Genomic DNA, 16,539 nt, shown 5'->3' with positions numbered 1-16,539 from the left:
GAACGTTCTTTGATTATAATAAATGATAATACTCAGGTCTAAAAAGGAAATCGATAAATTACGGCGGTGTGGAGAAATAACCGCTGGAATACTTGATTGCCTTGAAAAGAAGATATCTCCGGGGATGACAACAACAATGCTTGAGAAAGAAGCATTAGCTGTTATGGCGCAAAAAGATGTTACGCCATCGTTCAAAGGGTATAGAGGGTATCCTGGGAGTATTTGTGTATCCATTAACGAGGAAGTAGTTCATGGAATACCCGGCGAGAAAATTATCAATGAAGGTGATATTGTCAGTATAGATGTCGGAGTCTTTAAAGATGGTTATTACGGAGATATGGCACGCAGTTATCCCGTAGGAACAATATCTAAAAAGAAGATGGATCTGATAAACACTGCTCGAATAGCATTAAGGGAATGTATAAAGCAAGCGGTGCCGGGAAATCGACTGCACGATATTTCTCATGTGATCGAAAAATATGCGAACGATAAGGGGTATTCAGTAGTAAAATCGTTTGTAGGGCATGGGATAGGAACGAGTATGCATGAAGAACCGCAGGTGCCTAATTATGGTGTTCCACATACAGGACCGAAGTTAAAAGCAGGAATGGTGATAGCAATAGAGCCAATGGTTAATATGGGAACAAGTGACGTAGTGGTGTTGAATGACGGATGGACAGTTGTTACTCAGGATGGGTTGCCGTCAGCACATTACGAGGATACAATAGCAATAACAGAAAATGGACCGGAAATATTAACATGTCTAAAGAAGAACCAATAAAAGTAGAAGGTGTAGTATTAGAACTGCTGCCCAATGCGATGTTTCGTGTTGAGCTGGAGAATGGGCATAAGATTCTTGCACATATCTCAGGTAAAATGAGAATGCATTATATAAGAATTCTTCCGGGAGACAAAGTACTTGTAGAAATGTCTCCATACGATCTAACAAAGGGAAGAATTGTATACAGAGAGAAATAGGATAACAAAATGAAAGTAAGCGCTTCAGTAAAAAAAGTTTGTGAACGGTGTAAAATAATTAAAAGAAAAGGTGTGGTAAGAGTTAATTGTACGAACCCTAGACACAAACAAAGACAGGGATAATTTGTACAAATAAGTGGTTTGAGCGATACGTAAAAACCATTATAAGAACACCACAAATGGAGATTAAGGGAGGTTATAGTGCCGCGAATATTAGGGGTTGATATACCAAAAGAAAAAAGAATTGATATTTCATTAACCTATATTTATGGGATTGGAAGAACGCTTGCAAAGCGGATTCTGACAACTGCCCAAATAGATGGTCAGAGAAGAGCAAAAGAATTAACTGACGAAGAAGTCCATAAATTAGCTGATATAATACCTCAGATTTGTGCTGTTGAAGGTGATGTCAGAAGAGATATTGCCCAAAACATAAAAAGACTTATTTCGATTGGTAGTTATCGGGGATCACGTCATAGGAAGAATCTTCCGTGTCGTGGACAGAGATCACACACCAATGCGAGAACGCGTAAAGGGCCTCGACAGGTTGTTGGTGGTATGCGCAAGAAAGTGACAAAATAGATTGAATATAATAAAAAAGAGCTGTAGGGGGGTACCGTGGCAAAAAAAAGCATAAAAAAAGGAATAAGAACGAGAAGAAAAGTAACGAAAAATGTACCGGCGGGTATTGCCCATATACAAGCTTCGTTCAACAACACGATCGTTTCCATAACCGATATGAAGGGTAACGTAGTTTCATGGTCAAGTGCGGGAAGATCTGGTTTTAGCGGTGCGAGAAAGTCGACAGCATATGCCGCAACAGTTGTCGCTTCGGACGCAGGGAAACAAGCGGTTGATTGTGGCATGAAAAGTGTTGAAATATGCGTCAGTGGACCTGGAGCAGGTCGTGAGTCTGCTATTAGGGCACTGCAAGGAATAGGGTTAGGCATAACGCTAATTAAAGATACTACTCCTATACCGCATAATGGCTGCAGGCCTCCGAAACGTAGAAGAGTATAACGACGTATGTTACATCATTTTCATAAAATGGTTTAAGAAGAAAATGAAAAAAAGTAGTCAGGAAAGGAGTTAATAAGAGGCATGGCAAGATATACTGGCCCAAAATGCAAATTATGTAGACGAGAGGGAATGAAACTTTTCCTCAAAGGAACAAGATGTCATACCGCAAAATGTGGAGTGGAGTTAAGAAATTATGCTCCAGGACAGCACGGTCAACAGCGTTCCAAACTATCATCATACGGAGTACAGTTAAGAGAAAAACAAAAACTGAAAAGAATGTATGGTGTGCTTGAAAAGCAGTTTAAATTATATTTTGATAAAGCCCAGCGCTTAAAAGGTGTTACCGGTGAAAAATTGCTTGAGCTTTTAGAAACTCGATTGGATAGTGTTGTTTTTAGCATGGGGTTTGCTTCTGCGCGTCAACAAGCCCGTCAGCTGATACGACACGGCCACATACTGGTAAATAAAAAGAGAATCAGTATTCCTTCCGCAATCATTAAGGTTGGCGATGTGATCGAAGTGAAGGATTCTGAAAAAACTAAAAAGCGTATACAAGAAAATATGGCGGCATCAGCTTCACGTGAATTACCACAATGGCTTAAAGTAAACAAAGATGCTTTTAGCGGCGAAGTGCTCAGTATTCCAAAAAGAGAAGATATTAAAATACCTATTAATGAACAGCTCGTTATCGAGTTGTATTCAAAAGTATAATAGTGCAATTATTCCGCATGGCGGAGTTACTAGGGAGGGAAGGATATGTCAGTTAAACTGAGACGCTTTGAAATGCCAAAGCGGTTAATGAGAGATGACGATACTGTAACAGAAACATTTGGTCGTTTTGTTGCTGAACCTTTTGAAGGTGGTTACGGATACACAATTGGTAATTCATTACGAAGAGTTTTACTATCCAGCTTAGAAGGAGCGGCAATAACATCAATAAAGATAGATGGATGCATGCACGAATATGCCTCACTGCCGGGAATTGTCGAGGATGTAATAGAAATAATACTTAATCTTAAGCATGTTCTGATTAAGCTTCATGGCAATAAATCAAAAACATTGCTTATTGATGTTAACAAAGAGGGCAAAATAACCGCAGCTGATATTAAAGCTGATAGTGAAGTGGAAATTGTTAATCCAGATCAATTTATTTGCACGTGCGACAAGAAAGTCCATTTCAAAATGGAGCTAGAAGTAAATATTGGCAGAGGATATGTGCCGGCAGAACAAAATAAAAAAGATACTCAAACTATTGGCGTTATTCCCATTGATTCAATATTTACTCCGGTACGGAACGTAAAATATTTTGTGGAGAATACCCGTGTTGGACAAATGACTGATTATGATAAGCTTATCGTTGAAATTACCACTGATGGAAGAATTACTCCTGAAGAAGCTTTGAAACAATCATCAGCGATTCTAAGAAAACATCTCGATGTATTTGTTGATTACAATGAAAACTACGTTGAGTTTGAAAAGGCAGTTGAAGAAGATCACAGTCCTGAAGCTGAGCTAGAGAGATTACTCAACACTCCTATTAGCGAGATAGAGTTGTCAGTAAGGTCAGCAAACTGCATTAATAATGCCGGGATGAAAACAATACGTGATCTTGCATGCAGAAATGAAAACGAAATGCTCAAATACCGAAATTTTGGTAAAAAATCGCTTAATGAGATAAAAGCGATTTTGTCAACCATGGGTATTACCCTTGGGATGGCGATTCCTGAAAAAGAAACAAATAAAACTGAAGAATAAGTGAGGGACAAGCATGAGACATCGTAAAGCTACTGTGAAGCTTAATATGACATCTTCACATAGAAAAGCAATGATATCGAACATGATCAGATCATTGTTCGAAACAGGTAAGATACGTACAACAGTTAGGCGTGCCCGTGAAGCTGGGCGTGCAGCGGAAAAAATGATTACACTTGCAAAGAAGAATACGCTGGCAAGCAGGAGAGATGCAAAAAGTTTTATTCGGTGCGATAAAACAGTAAAGAAGCTATTCTCTGAAATCAGAGAACGGAACGAGAAACGCAACGGTGGGTACACACGTGTTCTGAGAGCTGGCTATCGAGTAGGTGACGGTTCTCCTCAGGCTGTGCTTGAATTGGTTGAGAAAATCACCAAAGATGTGAAGGAAGAAACAAAAACAATAAAAGATAAGATAAAAGATTTTAAGAAAAAGCAGGATGAAACAAAAACAACTAAAGGTAAGGATGATAAGAAAGAGGCGCCTGCAGCAAAAAAATAAGAATATATAATATATATGGTGTCTTCGATATAATAAAACCGAGCGTTTGTATAAATGCTCGGTTTGTTTTTTAGGGCAATTATGGTAGTATTGTATAAGAAGCGAGGTGGTGTATGGACTGTATATTTTGTAAAATTGTAAATGGTGAAGTGCCCTCAGTAAAAATCTATGAAGATGCTCACGTGGTAGCTTTTATGGATATTATGCCGGCAAAAAAGGGGCACGTGTTGGTTATTCCAAAGAAACACTGCGAGACTATACTCGATATTTCCAAAGAAGACCTTTCTCTCCTTATGCAATGTGTTCAAACATGCGCTCGAGCTGTTTTTAAGGGAGTACATGCTGAAGGACTGAATATATTGCAATATAACGGGAGTGTATCAGGGCAGATTGTTAACCATCTTCATTTTCACATTATACCGCGCAGTGAGCGAGATGGTTTACGGATAGGATGGGACCATGAGATATATCAAGCGGATGAAATAGATGTATATGCAAAAAAAATAAGAGATGAGATCGCATGAAAAAGATTATACTTCAATTAATGGTGTTATGTATTGTTATAATGGTAGGTAAACAGGGAATCGGTAAAGATGGGACTGTTATGGAAAAAATATGCGAAGGTAAGAAAGCAAACCGATATGTATTAGACAACGGGATGACGCTTCTTCTTAAGGAAGATCACAAGAACCCTGTCTCAGCTATAGAGGTATGGATAAAGACTGGCAGTGTAACAGAAGATAAATATGCAGGAGGCGGTATATCTCATTTCCTTGAACATATGCTTTTTAAAGGAACAAAGAAAAGAAAAGTTGGTGATATTGCAAAGGAAATACAGTTTTATGGCGGTGAAATCAATGCGCACACCTCGTTTGATTATACGGTCTACACGGTAAGCATCGATAGTAGATATTTTCACAATGCATGTGAAATATTGAGTGACGTGCTGATGCATTCGCAATTTGACGCCCGCGAAGTTGAAAAGGAGCGTTCGGTAATTCTTAAAGAGATAAATATGAATGACGACGATCCTCAAAGAAGAATTTTTAAAATGCTTTTTAATACAATGTTCACGGTTCATCCGTATAAAGATCCTATTATTGGCTACGAAAGTGTTTTTAAGACCCTTACAAGGGAAGATCTCATTAATTATTATAAAACGCGCTATGTTCCCAATAATATTGTGTTTGTTGCCGCAGGAGATTTTGCTCAAAAAGAGACCAAAAAGTATTTACAGGAACTGTTTAAAGAATTTCCGCGAGGCATAGATAAGCCTGTGTTCGTTCCGCGAGAACCGCAGCAACTTGGAGACAGGACGCTCGTTGAAACTGCTGATATCAATAAAGTATACTATTTTTCCGGGTATCATACGACTGATCTTAAGCACAATGACAAATATGCGCTTGATGTACTTTCAATGATTCTCGGACAAGGAAGAAGCTCTCGTTTGTACCGCACATTACGCGAAAAGTTGTCGCTTGTGAGTTCCATTAGTTCCTGGTCGTTTACTCCGATTTATCCCGGAGTCTTTGCGGTAACGGCAACATTCGATCCGAAAAACATTGTCCGTGTTGGCGATGAGATCCAAAAGCAGATTGATGCCATAAAAAATGAATATGTCAGCAAGAACGAGCTCGAAAAAGTTAAAAAACTCATAATTAGCGAGTACTTTTTCTCAATGGAAACTGTTTCTGGGCAGGCTTCAGATATCGGTTATAACGAAGTGGCCACGGGAAACTGTCATTATTCTAAGGATTATGTTCAGAAGATACAGAAAGTTACCAAAGAAGACATAAAGCGTGTTGCACAAAAATATTTTCTTGAAGATAACCGTAGTATTGTCTCGCTTGTTCCGCAAAAATTCAAACAGGAAACAAAAGAAAAAACAGTTAAAACAAAAAAGGTATCGGCGATAAAAAAATATACATTGCCTAATGGGCTTATACTGCTTATTAAAGAAGACCGTACATTACCAACGGTGAGTATAAAGGCGATTATGCGGGGCGGAGTACTGGTTGAAAACGACGATAATAACGGTATTTCCAATATGTGCGCGCAGTTGTTGCTTAAGGGTACGAAGAATCGTACAGCCCAAGAGGTTGCGGAAACGATTGAATCTGCCGGTGGGGGTATATCAAGTTATTCCGGGAGTAATAGTTTTGGAGTTGCAATTGATATCTTATCAGACAATAAAGATATAGCTTTTGATATTTTGAAGGACGTATTAGTAAGTCCTCTTTTTGCTCAGAAAGATATTGAGAGAGAAAAGGAAATGATACTCTTAAATATAAAGGCTATAGAAGACCAGCCATTTCAGGCGGCTTCAAAGCTTTTCAGAGAGACCATGTTTAAGGGGCATCCCTATCAATATCTTTCCATAGGCTCAAAGGAAAGTGTCGATATGATTGATCGCAAGGCGTTAAAGAAGTTTCACGAAAAATATATTGTTCCGGATAACATGGTTCTTTCGGTGTTTGGAGATGTGAATGCCCAGGAGATTGAAAATACTGTACGCAAACATTTTGGAGAGCTTAAGAAAACGAATCTTCATTTCAAAAACACAAAGTTAGAGTTTCCAAGGAAAATTATTAAGGAAAAGAAAATAAAAGAAGGTAAACAGGCAATTGTGCTTTTGGGTTTCCGTGGTCCCGATATTTATAATCAGGATAAATATCCATTAGAAGTTCTTGACGCGGCATTTTCGGGACAAGGCTCAAGGTTGTTTTCTGCTGTTCGTGAAGAGGAAGGGCTTGCCTATGCAGTGGGCTCTTTCCTTATTTTAGGTATTGATCCGGGTGCATTTGTCTTTTATGTAGGGACAATACCGGAAAAGGTTGATAAGGTTATTTCTTTAATGCAAAAAGAAATTGATCTCTTAAAAAAAGACGGTGTAACGAATAAAGAGCTGACACGAATAAAGAATGGATTGATTGGTTCCCGTAAAATTCAATTGCAATCTAATTCTCAGCTTGCATTGTTATCGGCTTTAGACGAGATTTATGGTCTGGGATACGACAACTATCTGACGTATTATGATAAGATACAAGACGTGAATGAAAAGAATATTAAAACTAGTGCACAGGAATATTTCGTTAATGATGATTACGTTATTGTAGTGGTAGAGCCGAAATAACATGTGCATACGAGAAAAGGGGTGTGTATGAGTGAAGAAAAAACAAATGTATATTTTGTTGAACTTGTTTCAGCGTTAGCCGGTTCTGCAATGCAGCAATTGGGTAAAATAGCCAATATTATGACCGGAAAAGTAGAGAAAGACTTAAAGGGCGCAAAGGCTACTATAGATATGATAGCTATGATAAAAGAAAAAACCAAGGGCAATTTAAATGAAGAAGAATCAAAAATGTTACTTTCAATATTAACTAACTTGCAATTAAATTATGTTGATGAAACAAAAGATGAAAAGAAAGTAGAAGAAAAAGTTCCTGAGAATGATAAAAAAGAAGAAGACGATAAAAAAGGTAAAAAAGATAAAAAAGAATAATACATAACGGTAGTGATGCATTGAGTGACGGTTATATTTTTGATGTATCTTGCAAGAGGGTGTAATATACATGGCTATGGAATGGAATATTCAGCAACTAAGCAAACACTGTAATAACTGTAATAGTGAATTTAAGGATAGGGAATTATATCATTCTTTTTTAGTGCTAAAAGGAAATGAGCTAGAGAGGAAAGATTATTGCGAAATATGTTTTGGTTCCGTTGATGCTGAAATAAAAAAAGATGAAAGTGCTTATTGGAAAAGCAGATATAAACTCATTATTGTTCCACCGAAAGAAGATCCTATAAAGAGAGATAAAGTTGAACATTTGCTCAGAACATATATAGCTAAGGAAATGACAGATGAGAACAAAAAGCTTTGTTACCTGTTAGTTATTATGCTTGAACGCAAAAGAATACTTAAGCAACAGTCGACAATAAAGGATGACACAGACGGACGCGATGTTTTTGTGTACGAGCACACAAAAACCGGTGAATCGTTCTCAATACCCTATCCTAATTTATCAATGACAGAGATTCCCGAACTGCAAGAGAAAATACAGGTACTTCTCGATAGTTAACACACGTTTCTAGAGAGATATTTCAAAAGGTGGTATCTTGAAATCAGGCGGCACTTGTGTTGTCCCGACGAATAGTGCCCCATCATGCATGATAAGCTGTGGTGATATTATTTTTCCGTATACCTTTGCCGTTGATTTTAGTTCGACTTTACCTTTAGCAATAAGTTTGCCGGTCAGAGTTCCTTCAATTACCGCATTTCCTACGTTTATATCTGATTTTACATCACCACCGATTTTAATAAAAAGTGTTCCGCAGGTATTAAGTTCTCCGTTAAACTTGCTTTTGATTTCATAATTTTGCAGATTTATTCTATTGCCGCATTTTTTGCAAAAACTTGAAAGAGCATTATGGGGGACTTGTTGACTGGTGTCGCATTTCGAGCAGTTAACAGACTTAAGACTCATTTTGACGTTTGTGCTACCATCATTATTGTTGCCTGTCAGATTGCTTAGAGTGATTCTTTTGTTACAGCTCTTGCAAAATACAGAAAGCGCGCTTTCTGTAACATTTTGTTCAAGGCCGCAGTGAGGACAAGTTATTTCTTTTTGTTTGCCGACAGGCTTTGTATTTGATGTAAGAGGATTTGTTGACTGTTTTGGCTTAAAATGTTTATAGTTAACTGTTTTTTCTTGCCACATTTTATCACTAATATTGTTTTGGACTACTCGTAGTATAAATATACCGCAAGCAGACGATTATAGTATAAACAACATATTATTTTATGTTTACGTATTTAAAAGATCGCTTGTTGACTGATTGCTGCTTACGAGCGGTTCTTCAGAAACATGCTCTTCAGGCGCAGAATCTTCAACGCTATTGTTCGGATTAACATCACATTTTCCTACAAAAACAACTCCTTCAGTAATGACGATTCGAGAAGCTTTAATGTCACCGAATAGTTGCGCATTTCCACGAAGTTCAATTTTATCTTGTGCGGTAATGTTTCCGTAGACTTTTCCTTCAGCAATAACGTTTCCAACATTGATATCAGCTTTAATAGTGCCATTAGAGCCGATTATAAGTGTTCCCGGTGAGCTTATTTCGCCTTCAAATTTTCCATCAAGCCTTAAAAAGTCTTTAAATATAAGTGTTCCTTTGAATTCAACATCACTACATAGATTTGTTTTATTCTCAACTCGCCCAGAACTCTGTGACGGTGAAAAATCTCTTCTTGGCGGAGAATAAGTGTCTTCCCCATTTCGTCCTTTGTTGTCGCCGATGTCGGTGGTAAATTTTCTTAATAAACTGCTCATATGGAGCTCCTTTCTTTTACTATACGCTCTTTAACGAATTCTATGTGAATGCGTATGCAGTGTCAATTAAATTTTAAGTAATTTAATAATAATTTGATATTTCTTTTCCTCTGATCACTAGTCTTATGTCTGGATAGTGATATTTTAATTGACGGAAAGTGTTTTATAGCTATAATCTACATGAAACTGATAGCGGGAAAGTTATGAAAATAGGTGTTCTTGGTTCTGGTAAAGGATCAAATTTTGATGCTATTTATGAGGCTGCCGAAAGTAGTCTCTTAGATGTTGATATCACGGTTGTTATAAGTGATGTTGAGAATAGTCTTATACTGAAAAAAGCTAAAGAGCGCGGTATTAAGTCTTTCTATATGTGTCCTGGCAAGCATAAAACATGGCTTGAACCGGACATTGAGAAAGAATATGTAAATGTTTTGCGTGAAAATGGTGTAGAGCTTATTGTTCTAGCCGGTTTTATGCGCGTCATTAAAGACCCGTTACTGTTAGCATTTCCGGGGAAGATAGTGAATATTCATCCTTCACTTTTACCGTCATTTAGAGGATTAAAGGCATGGGAACAGGCTGTTACCTACGGGGTGAAATACGCTGGATGTACTGTTCATTTTGTTGAAAAGGATGTTGATACCGGTCCGATAATTTGTCAGGCAGTTGTTCCGGTTAATAGCGATGATACTCCGGAGGATTTACATAAACGGATTCAGGTCGAGGAACACAGGATATATCCGCAGGCGATTGATTTAGTGGTAAAAGGAAACATGAGAATTGAAAACAGAAAAATTATCTTAACAGAATAATTAAAGTACAGAAGGAAAGTGATGATGAATAAAACATTAAAATTAGGACTACCAAAAGGAAGCCTGCAGGAAGCTACGCTCGGTATGCTGAAAAAAGCGGGTTATAACGTGAATATCGGTAGCCGGTCGTATATACCGACTATTAATGATCCTGAATTAGAAGGTCTTTTAATCAGAGCACAGGAAATGAGCCGTTATGTTGAAGAAGGGATTCTTGATGCCGGTATTACTGGACGTGATTGGATCATGGAAAATGGGTCAGATGTTGTTGAAGTTGCAGATCTCGCATATGCGAAAGTGGGTATGAAACCGGTAAAATGGGTTATTGCGGTACCAAATGATTCGAAGATCAAAAGTGTAAAAGGCCTTGAGGGAAAACGAATAGCAACAGAAGCAGTTAATCTTACAAAACAATACCTTAAAAAAAATAAAGTTAAAGCAGAAGTACAATTTTCATGGGGTGCAACTGAAGTAAAGGCGCCACGTCTTGTTGACGCAATTGCTGAACTTACAGAGACTGGCTCATCATTAAGAGCAAACAACTTGCGTATTGTAGATGTTATCACTGAATCAACGACAAAGTTGATTGCAAATAAAGCTGCGTGGAAAAATCCTTGGAAGAGAAAGAAACTTGAAAATTTTTCACTCTTACTTTTGGGAGCTATTACTGCAGAAAATAAAGTTGGATTAAAAATGAATGTGAGTAAGAATGCTCTAAGTACGATACTGAAGGAATTACCCGCGTTAAGGAATCCAACGATTTCTCAATTGAGTAAAGATGGGTGGCACGCGATTGAGACAATTATTGATGAATCAGTTGTACGGGAAATTATCCCTGAACTGAAAAAACATGGTGCAGAAGGTATTATAGAATATCCGTTAAATAAAGTAATTTACTAACAAGTCAAGAGATGCAATCCAAGGAGGAATGTATGCCGTGCGGAAGAAAAAAGCGTAAAACAAAGATCAATAAACACAAAAGAAAAAAGAGACTTAAAAGAGACCGTCACAAGAAGAAATAGTTTTATTGTGTGAGTATGCATGTTTTGAGAGAGAATATAAAGCAAATAGAATTTTTTCTCTTCCCTAAAGGAAGATAAGGATAATCGGTGACTAAGACTATAATACGGTTGGCTATAATTCTTGTTTTTTTTGTATGTGTTCGTGGAGTGAGTGCAGATGAGTTGATGAATGAACAGGAAATTATATATCCTGATCGACATCAAGGAGTGCCCATAACCGCATATGGAGATGTTGGGCAGTTTTCTTCGGCACTCAATTATTTTTGCCGCGGAAATCTGTTTCAAAAAGAATATAAATTTGATAAAGCTCTTGATGGGTATCAAAAAGCACTTACCTATGACCCTGATTCACTCCTGATTAATATTCGTATCGGCACACTTCTCTTGAATAAGAGGCAGTTTGATAAAGCAATTCCGTTTTTAAAGAAAGCGGTTGCGTTAGATCAAAAAGATTACATAACGCATGTTTTGTTGGGTGCGACATACTTCCTGACACGGAAACCTGATGAAGCAATAGAGCAATATCAAGAAGCAAAAAAAATTGATCCAACGAAATCCGCTCCGTATCTATCTCTGGGAGAGATTTATATACAGGAGAAACGCGAGAAAGAAGCAATTGGAAATTATGAAGAATTTCTCGATCTAAAACCGGATCTTTTTATTGTGTGGTTCAAACTAGCGCTTTTGTATTCACGCCAGGGTGAGTACGATAAGGCAATAACCATATTTAGAAAAGTTATTAAAAAACAACCGGAAATGATTGAGGCGCGACTGGGTATGGCGATAACCCTGGAATTAAAGAAAGATTTAAAAGGGGCAATTAAAGAATACGAGAATATTCTTAAAATAAATCCGCTTGATGTAAATATATATTATCGACTTGCCCGGCTTTATGAAGAAGAAGGAATGATTGAAGATGCGATAAAGCTGCACGAGCTCTTAATAGAGCTTGATCCTAAAAACATTCAGAACTATTTCTCACTCACGTATATTCTTTTAAAAAACAATAGAGGCGAGGATGCTGTACAATTACTGCAGAAAGCTCTCACCCGAAATTTCAAACTTCCCGAAACATATTATCTTCTCGGATTAAGCTATTCTTTAGCTAATAAGGATAGAGAAGCTGTTGAGAGCTTTATGGAAGCAATTGCGCTCGGTGGTGAAAGTGACGCTATAAATTTTCGTATTGGGGCTAGTTATGAAAAACTTGGGGAGCTTGGTAACGCCGAGAAATATTTTAAAAGAGCGCTTGAGATTAATCCGAATATGGCCGATTGCTATAATTATTTAGGATACATGTACGTAGATCGTGGAATAAAGCTTGAAGCTGCATTGGAATATATCAAGAAAGCGAATGCCCTTGAACCTGAAAATGGGGCGTATATTGATAGTCTTGGTTGGGTATATTTTAAATTAGGTGATATTGACGCTGCGCAAAAAGAGCTTGAACGTGCGATCACTTACTTAGAAAATGATGCTACTGTACGAGATCATCTCGGAGATGTGTATTATAAAAAGGGACTTCTCAATAAGGCTAAAAGTGAATGGGAAAAAGCCATAAAGCTTAATCCCGAAATAACCGGCGTCAAAGAAAAACTTGAAAAAATTAATTAATGATACATGCCCATTAGGCATGTACGTGTGATACCATGAAAAGTCTATCTGTCCTTTCACCTGCCAAAATAAATCTTTTTCTGGAAGTGTTATGCAAGCGTGCTGATTCGTACCATGATATTAAAACGATCATTACGCCTATTGATCTGAAAGATACAATTCATCTGAGCATTAATCATGAAAGCCGAATAATTCTAACAACTGATTCTCCTCATGTTCCAGCCGGGAAAAGTAACCTTGCATACCGCGCCGCCAAATTATTTTATAAAAAAATAGGAGTAAAGAAACCCGGTATTGATATATATATTGAAAAAAGGATTCCCATTGCGGCCGGTCTTGGAGGGGGAAGCAGTAATGCCGCAAGCACGCTTTTGGGATTGAATAAACTCTACAAAAAACCTCTCGACGCATATCAGCTTTTTCGGATCGCTGAAACAATCGGGTGTGATGTGCCCTTCTTCTTGCAGAGAAAAACTGCCGTTTGTATTGGTAAAGGAACTGAAATTGTGCCACTACCGGTATCGGTACAATTCTGGTGTGTTTTAATCACACCAAAAGCAGACAATTCTTTTCGTATTTATGATCTGTCTCATCAAGGGGTTGGCAAAACACAAGTCATCTATAACGGACTAAATTTGGGCTTGACAAAGGACATCCGTGATATTAGTATGCTATCCTATGCGTTAGAGTCTAAAAACATAAAAGATATTGGTGCGACGTTATATAATCGCTTGGAAAAGGTTGCATATGAGCGAGCGCCGCTATTAAAACGCATAAAACGTGATTGTATGCTCTTAGGAGCTGAGGGGGCCCTTTTAAGCGGTAGTGGCCCTACTGTATATTGCATAGCACAAACCAGAGACAAGGCGCTTCATATTAAGAAATCGTTGGAGAAAAAATATACGGATGCGTTTAATATCTTTGTTGTCAAAGCTGGCTTGTAGTGCATTGATGAGGCAAAAGGCAACAAAATAAACAACTGAGGGAAGGAGAGATTCATATGGAAATTACCGAGGTGAGAGTGCATTTGAGGAATAAGTCTGATCGAGACAGTAAATTAAGGGCGTTTGTGACCGTGACGTTTGATAATGCATTTGTGGTAAGGGATCTCAAAGTTATTGATGGTAAAAAAGGACTTTTTGTGGCAATGCCATCTATTAAGGTGACTGAACTATGCCCAAAATGCCGAAGAAAAAATCCAATTCGTAATAGATATTGCGGTGATTGCGGTGAAAAGCTTGACATCCCGCAAAATAACCCGGCTGATGATAAACAAAGAGAAGAACATCGAGATATTGCTCATCCGATTAATGCTGAGATGAGAGATTATATACAGAAGAAAGTTTTGGAAGCATACGAAAAAGAAGCAGGTAGTATAAGTCAACCGGTCGATACTGTCGATACCGATGAACATTTTGATGAATAGTTGAATTGTGTGGTATGATTGGGTTGATTCATGGCAGTACTATACATATGCAAATGATCTAAATGGCTGTATCTAGTCTTATTGAGTATGATGCACATTACTAGATGCAGCCAGAATTTTCGGATATGGTTTTGTTTGGGCAAGTATATATAAATGGGAGTGGATATCCAGATGCATTCCCAGAACATTTTCCCAAGAAGGTCTATATTCCCAAATTTTGGATACTACCCGGTGGTGTAATGGTAACACAGCAGGTTTTGGATCTGCTTTTCCAGGTTCGAGTCCTGGCCGGGTAGCCAGTTAGGGGTCTAGGCCAACAATTCCCCTCTAATTTAGACCCTTTACCACATACCAGTTGAGTCACATCTATATTATCATAATAGTTAATAGATACGTAATCCCCACCATATGTTATGTCCTTTATTAATAGGCGCATTAGCATCTTCTTATTAATAGAGTCTAGTTTCCCATATATCTGGGTAAAGTATTGTATAGATTGTTTTGCTATATCAATGTTAAGTGATCTATTCTTTAATTGAGTTACCTTAAAGTCTATATCTTCTATCTGTTTAGTTATATTAGCCTTTTCTTTATCTAGATTATTTACTTCGTCGTACAGAAGTGTTGAGCGACTTAATTCATCTATAGTAAGCAGTTTATCAACTATAGATTTGGCTCTGTCATTTAATCCGATTAACTTTATACCGAGGATTATCTTTTCTGACTCAAGTTGTGATATTTCCTTATGAAAGGAGTTTGTATTACTCTCAAGTATTTTCTTTAATAACGTATCGTCTCTTTTGATCATTCTTATTCTGCGAAGGATAAGAAACTCTAAAGCAGGAGCGCTTACCGATTTCATACTACAAGCACCTTTCCCGCCATGTCCTAATGTAGTGCATTCATAATAGAAGTATCTTTTACTATGAGATAATGACCATTTTGGGCTCATTATAGACCCACATTCTCCACACTTAACTAGACCCTCTAATAGAAAATTATGTACCCCTATCCTTTTAAAACAGGATTTAATAACAGTATTTTTTTTGATAATCTCTTGTACTTGGTTAAACACATCTTCTGAAACAATTGACTGGTGTTTGCCAGGAGAAAGTTCCCCTCTATATTTTATTTTACCTATATATATTTGATTTTTTAAAACTCTGGCAATAGCGGTATTTGTAAATTTGTTTCCACCCTGTTTTTTACCCCTTCGACTCGTATATTGTTTCCCTTGATAGCCTAAGTTATTCAGATATTCAGCTACCTTTTTATAAGAAGCAAGTTCTATATACTTATCAAAAATGGCAATAATAATCTTTGATTCTTCAACGTTTATAACTAAACCTAGTTTTTCATCATTATCATATCCCAAAGAAGGGCATCCGCCATTCCAAAGGCCTTGTTCCGCTCTATATTTTAATACATCAATAGTTCTTTCTGATGTTTGTTCTCTTTCCAATTGTGCAAAGGTAACGATAATTCTGATAACGGCTCTTCCCATAGCAGAAGATGTGTCAAAGTTTTCATGGATAGATATTAAATTGATATTATGTTCTTCAAAAAAACTAATAGTCTTTTCAAAGTCCATTAACGAACGGGATAATCTGTCGATCTTTTTAACAACAATGGTATCAATCTTGCCAAGCTCGCAATCCCTGATCATCTTTTTGAATTGCGGCCTATTAGTATTCTTTGCGGACTTACCTTCTTCACGATAAACAGTAACAACAGGTATATTTCTGAAATTACAATAACCCTGGGTGCTAACTTCCTGCTCAGCCAAAGACTCACCGTCTCTAGCTTGCATATCTGTTGAGACCCTAATATATAGTCCTGCTTTCATAACAATCCCCAATTACCGTTTCAATTGCCAATATATTGTCTGTCCCACCGGAAATGTCTAACAACACGTCCGCCCGCTCGGCATATCTCTCCACCCCTACGGGACGGAGCGCTCTGCTCTCGCAGGGCTAGGCTATTCCAATGTAGTATTCTGCTGCTCCCTCCTTGTCCCCGTGCTCATTCCTTCGGAATGAAACGAGGCAAGCAGTCGCAGTATTGTGTGGCACTAGGT

At 37.7% G+C, this 16,539-nt stretch carries 20 protein-coding genes and 1 tRNA gene; 19 read left to right on the top strand and 2 right to left on the bottom strand.

Annotation, left to right across the window (positions count from 1 at the left end; all coding sequences use genetic code 11):
- Window positions 1-22 precede the first annotated feature (22 nt).
- The 12 genes from map (at window position 23) to P9M13_06295 (ending at window position 8,334) form a co-directional block, all read left to right on the top strand.
- On the top strand, window positions 23-781 hold the full coding sequence (gene map / locus P9M13_06350) for a type I methionyl aminopeptidase (protein MDP8262903.1): 759 nt from the start codon (window positions 23-25) through the stop codon (window positions 779-781).
- Entirely contained in the window at window positions 760-978 is a 219-nt protein-coding gene (infA, locus tag P9M13_06345; protein ID MDP8262902.1) for a translation initiation factor IF-1, read from the top strand. Before map ends, infA begins: the two co-directional genes overlap by 22 nt.
- 9 nt (window positions 979-987) lie before the next feature.
- On the top strand, window positions 988-1,101 hold the full coding sequence (gene rpmJ / locus P9M13_06340; GenBank protein MDP8262901.1) for a 50S ribosomal protein L36: 114 nt from the start codon (window positions 988-990) through the stop codon (window positions 1,099-1,101).
- Between the two features lie 78 nt (window positions 1,102-1,179).
- Window positions 1,180-1,560, top strand: coding sequence for a 30S ribosomal protein S13 (gene rpsM, locus P9M13_06335; protein ID MDP8262900.1), 381 nt, complete (start codon window positions 1,180-1,182; stop codon window positions 1,558-1,560).
- Between the two features lie 51 nt (window positions 1,561-1,611).
- Window positions 1,612-1,998, top strand: coding sequence for a 30S ribosomal protein S11 (gene rpsK, locus P9M13_06330; GenBank protein ID MDP8262899.1), 387 nt, complete (start codon window positions 1,612-1,614; stop codon window positions 1,996-1,998).
- Between the two features lie 81 nt (window positions 1,999-2,079).
- Window positions 2,080-2,709, top strand: coding sequence for a 30S ribosomal protein S4 (gene rpsD, locus P9M13_06325; GenBank protein ID MDP8262898.1), 630 nt, complete (start codon window positions 2,080-2,082; stop codon window positions 2,707-2,709).
- 45 nt (window positions 2,710-2,754) lie between these two features.
- Window positions 2,755-3,753 carry a DNA-directed RNA polymerase subunit alpha gene (locus P9M13_06320; protein ID MDP8262897.1) on the top strand — a complete coding sequence of 333 codons (999 nt, stop codon included), beginning with the start codon at window positions 2,755-2,757 and terminating at the stop codon, window positions 3,751-3,753.
- A gap of 13 nt (window positions 3,754-3,766) precedes the next feature.
- On the top strand, window positions 3,767-4,252 hold the full coding sequence (gene rplQ / locus P9M13_06315; protein ID MDP8262896.1) for a 50S ribosomal protein L17: 486 nt from the start codon (window positions 3,767-3,769) through the stop codon (window positions 4,250-4,252).
- Between the two features lie 113 nt (window positions 4,253-4,365).
- Complete coding sequence (locus P9M13_06310; GenBank protein ID MDP8262895.1) at window positions 4,366-4,776, top strand: HIT family protein; 411 nt, start codon at window positions 4,366-4,368, stop codon at window positions 4,774-4,776.
- Window positions 4,773-7,385: a pitrilysin family protein gene (locus P9M13_06305; protein MDP8262894.1), complete on the top strand. Its 2,613-nt coding sequence runs from the start codon at window positions 4,773-4,775 to the stop codon at window positions 7,383-7,385. Before P9M13_06310 ends, P9M13_06305 begins: the two co-directional genes overlap by 4 nt.
- A 27-nt stretch (window positions 7,386-7,412) precedes the next feature.
- Window positions 7,413-7,754 carry a DUF1844 domain-containing protein gene (locus tag P9M13_06300; protein MDP8262893.1) on the top strand — a complete coding sequence of 114 codons (342 nt, stop codon included), beginning with the start codon at window positions 7,413-7,415 and terminating at the stop codon, window positions 7,752-7,754.
- Window positions 7,755-7,830: 76 nt separating this feature from the next.
- On the top strand, window positions 7,831-8,334 hold the full coding sequence (locus P9M13_06295) for a hypothetical protein (GenBank protein ID MDP8262892.1): 504 nt from the start codon (window positions 7,831-7,833) through the stop codon (window positions 8,332-8,334).
- Between the two features lie 9 nt (window positions 8,335-8,343).
- Here P9M13_06295 and P9M13_06290 read toward each other — a convergent pair whose 3' ends face one another.
- Window positions 8,344-8,973, bottom strand: coding sequence for a polymer-forming cytoskeletal protein (locus tag P9M13_06290; protein ID MDP8262891.1), 630 nt, complete (start codon window positions 8,971-8,973; stop codon window positions 8,344-8,346).
- Window positions 8,974-9,060: 87 nt separating this feature from the next.
- On the bottom strand, window positions 9,061-9,588 hold the full coding sequence (locus tag P9M13_06285) for a polymer-forming cytoskeletal protein (GenBank protein MDP8262890.1): 528 nt from the start codon (window positions 9,586-9,588) through the stop codon (window positions 9,061-9,063).
- Window positions 9,589-9,791: 203 nt separating this feature from the next.
- Between P9M13_06285 and purN the strand changes: the two genes are divergently transcribed.
- The 7 genes from purN to P9M13_06250 all read left to right on the top strand — a co-directional run bounded on the left by purN (window position 9,792) and on the right by P9M13_06250 (window position 16,183).
- Window positions 9,792-10,400 carry a phosphoribosylglycinamide formyltransferase gene (gene purN, locus P9M13_06280; protein ID MDP8262889.1) on the top strand — a complete coding sequence of 203 codons (609 nt, stop codon included), beginning with the start codon at window positions 9,792-9,794 and terminating at the stop codon, window positions 10,398-10,400.
- Between the two features lie 21 nt (window positions 10,401-10,421).
- Window positions 10,422-11,300 (top strand): ATP phosphoribosyltransferase, encoded by an 879-nt coding sequence (gene hisG, locus P9M13_06275; protein ID MDP8262888.1) that lies wholly within the window; start codon window positions 10,422-10,424, stop codon window positions 11,298-11,300.
- Window positions 11,301-11,509: 209 nt separating this feature from the next.
- Complete coding sequence (locus P9M13_06270) at window positions 11,510-13,036, top strand: tetratricopeptide repeat protein (protein MDP8262887.1); 1,527 nt, start codon at window positions 11,510-11,512, stop codon at window positions 13,034-13,036.
- A 35-nt stretch (window positions 13,037-13,071) separates the two neighbouring features.
- Window positions 13,072-13,980 (top strand): 4-(cytidine 5'-diphospho)-2-C-methyl-D-erythritol kinase, encoded by a 909-nt coding sequence (gene ispE, locus P9M13_06265; protein MDP8262886.1) that lies wholly within the window; start codon window positions 13,072-13,074, stop codon window positions 13,978-13,980.
- Window positions 13,981-14,036: 56 nt separating this feature from the next.
- Window positions 14,037-14,462: a SpoVG family protein gene (locus P9M13_06260; GenBank protein ID MDP8262885.1), complete on the top strand. Its 426-nt coding sequence runs from the start codon at window positions 14,037-14,039 to the stop codon at window positions 14,460-14,462.
- A gap of 225 nt (window positions 14,463-14,687) precedes the next feature.
- Window positions 14,688-14,761 (top strand) — tRNA-Gln (locus P9M13_06255).
- A gap of 1,005 nt (window positions 14,762-15,766) precedes the next feature.
- On the top strand, window positions 15,767-16,183 hold the full coding sequence (locus P9M13_06250) for a hypothetical protein (protein ID MDP8262884.1): 417 nt from the start codon (window positions 15,767-15,769) through the stop codon (window positions 16,181-16,183).
- The last annotated feature ends 356 nt before the right edge of the window (window positions 16,184-16,539 follow it).

This window comes from Candidatus Ancaeobacter aquaticus, assembly GCA_030765405.1.
Classification (GTDB): Bacteria; Auribacterota; Ancaeobacteria; order Ancaeobacterales; family Ancaeobacteraceae; genus Ancaeobacter; species Ancaeobacter aquaticus.
Note: the sequence above shows the minus strand (reverse complement) of the source record. Positions and strands in the feature narration are given on the sequence as shown.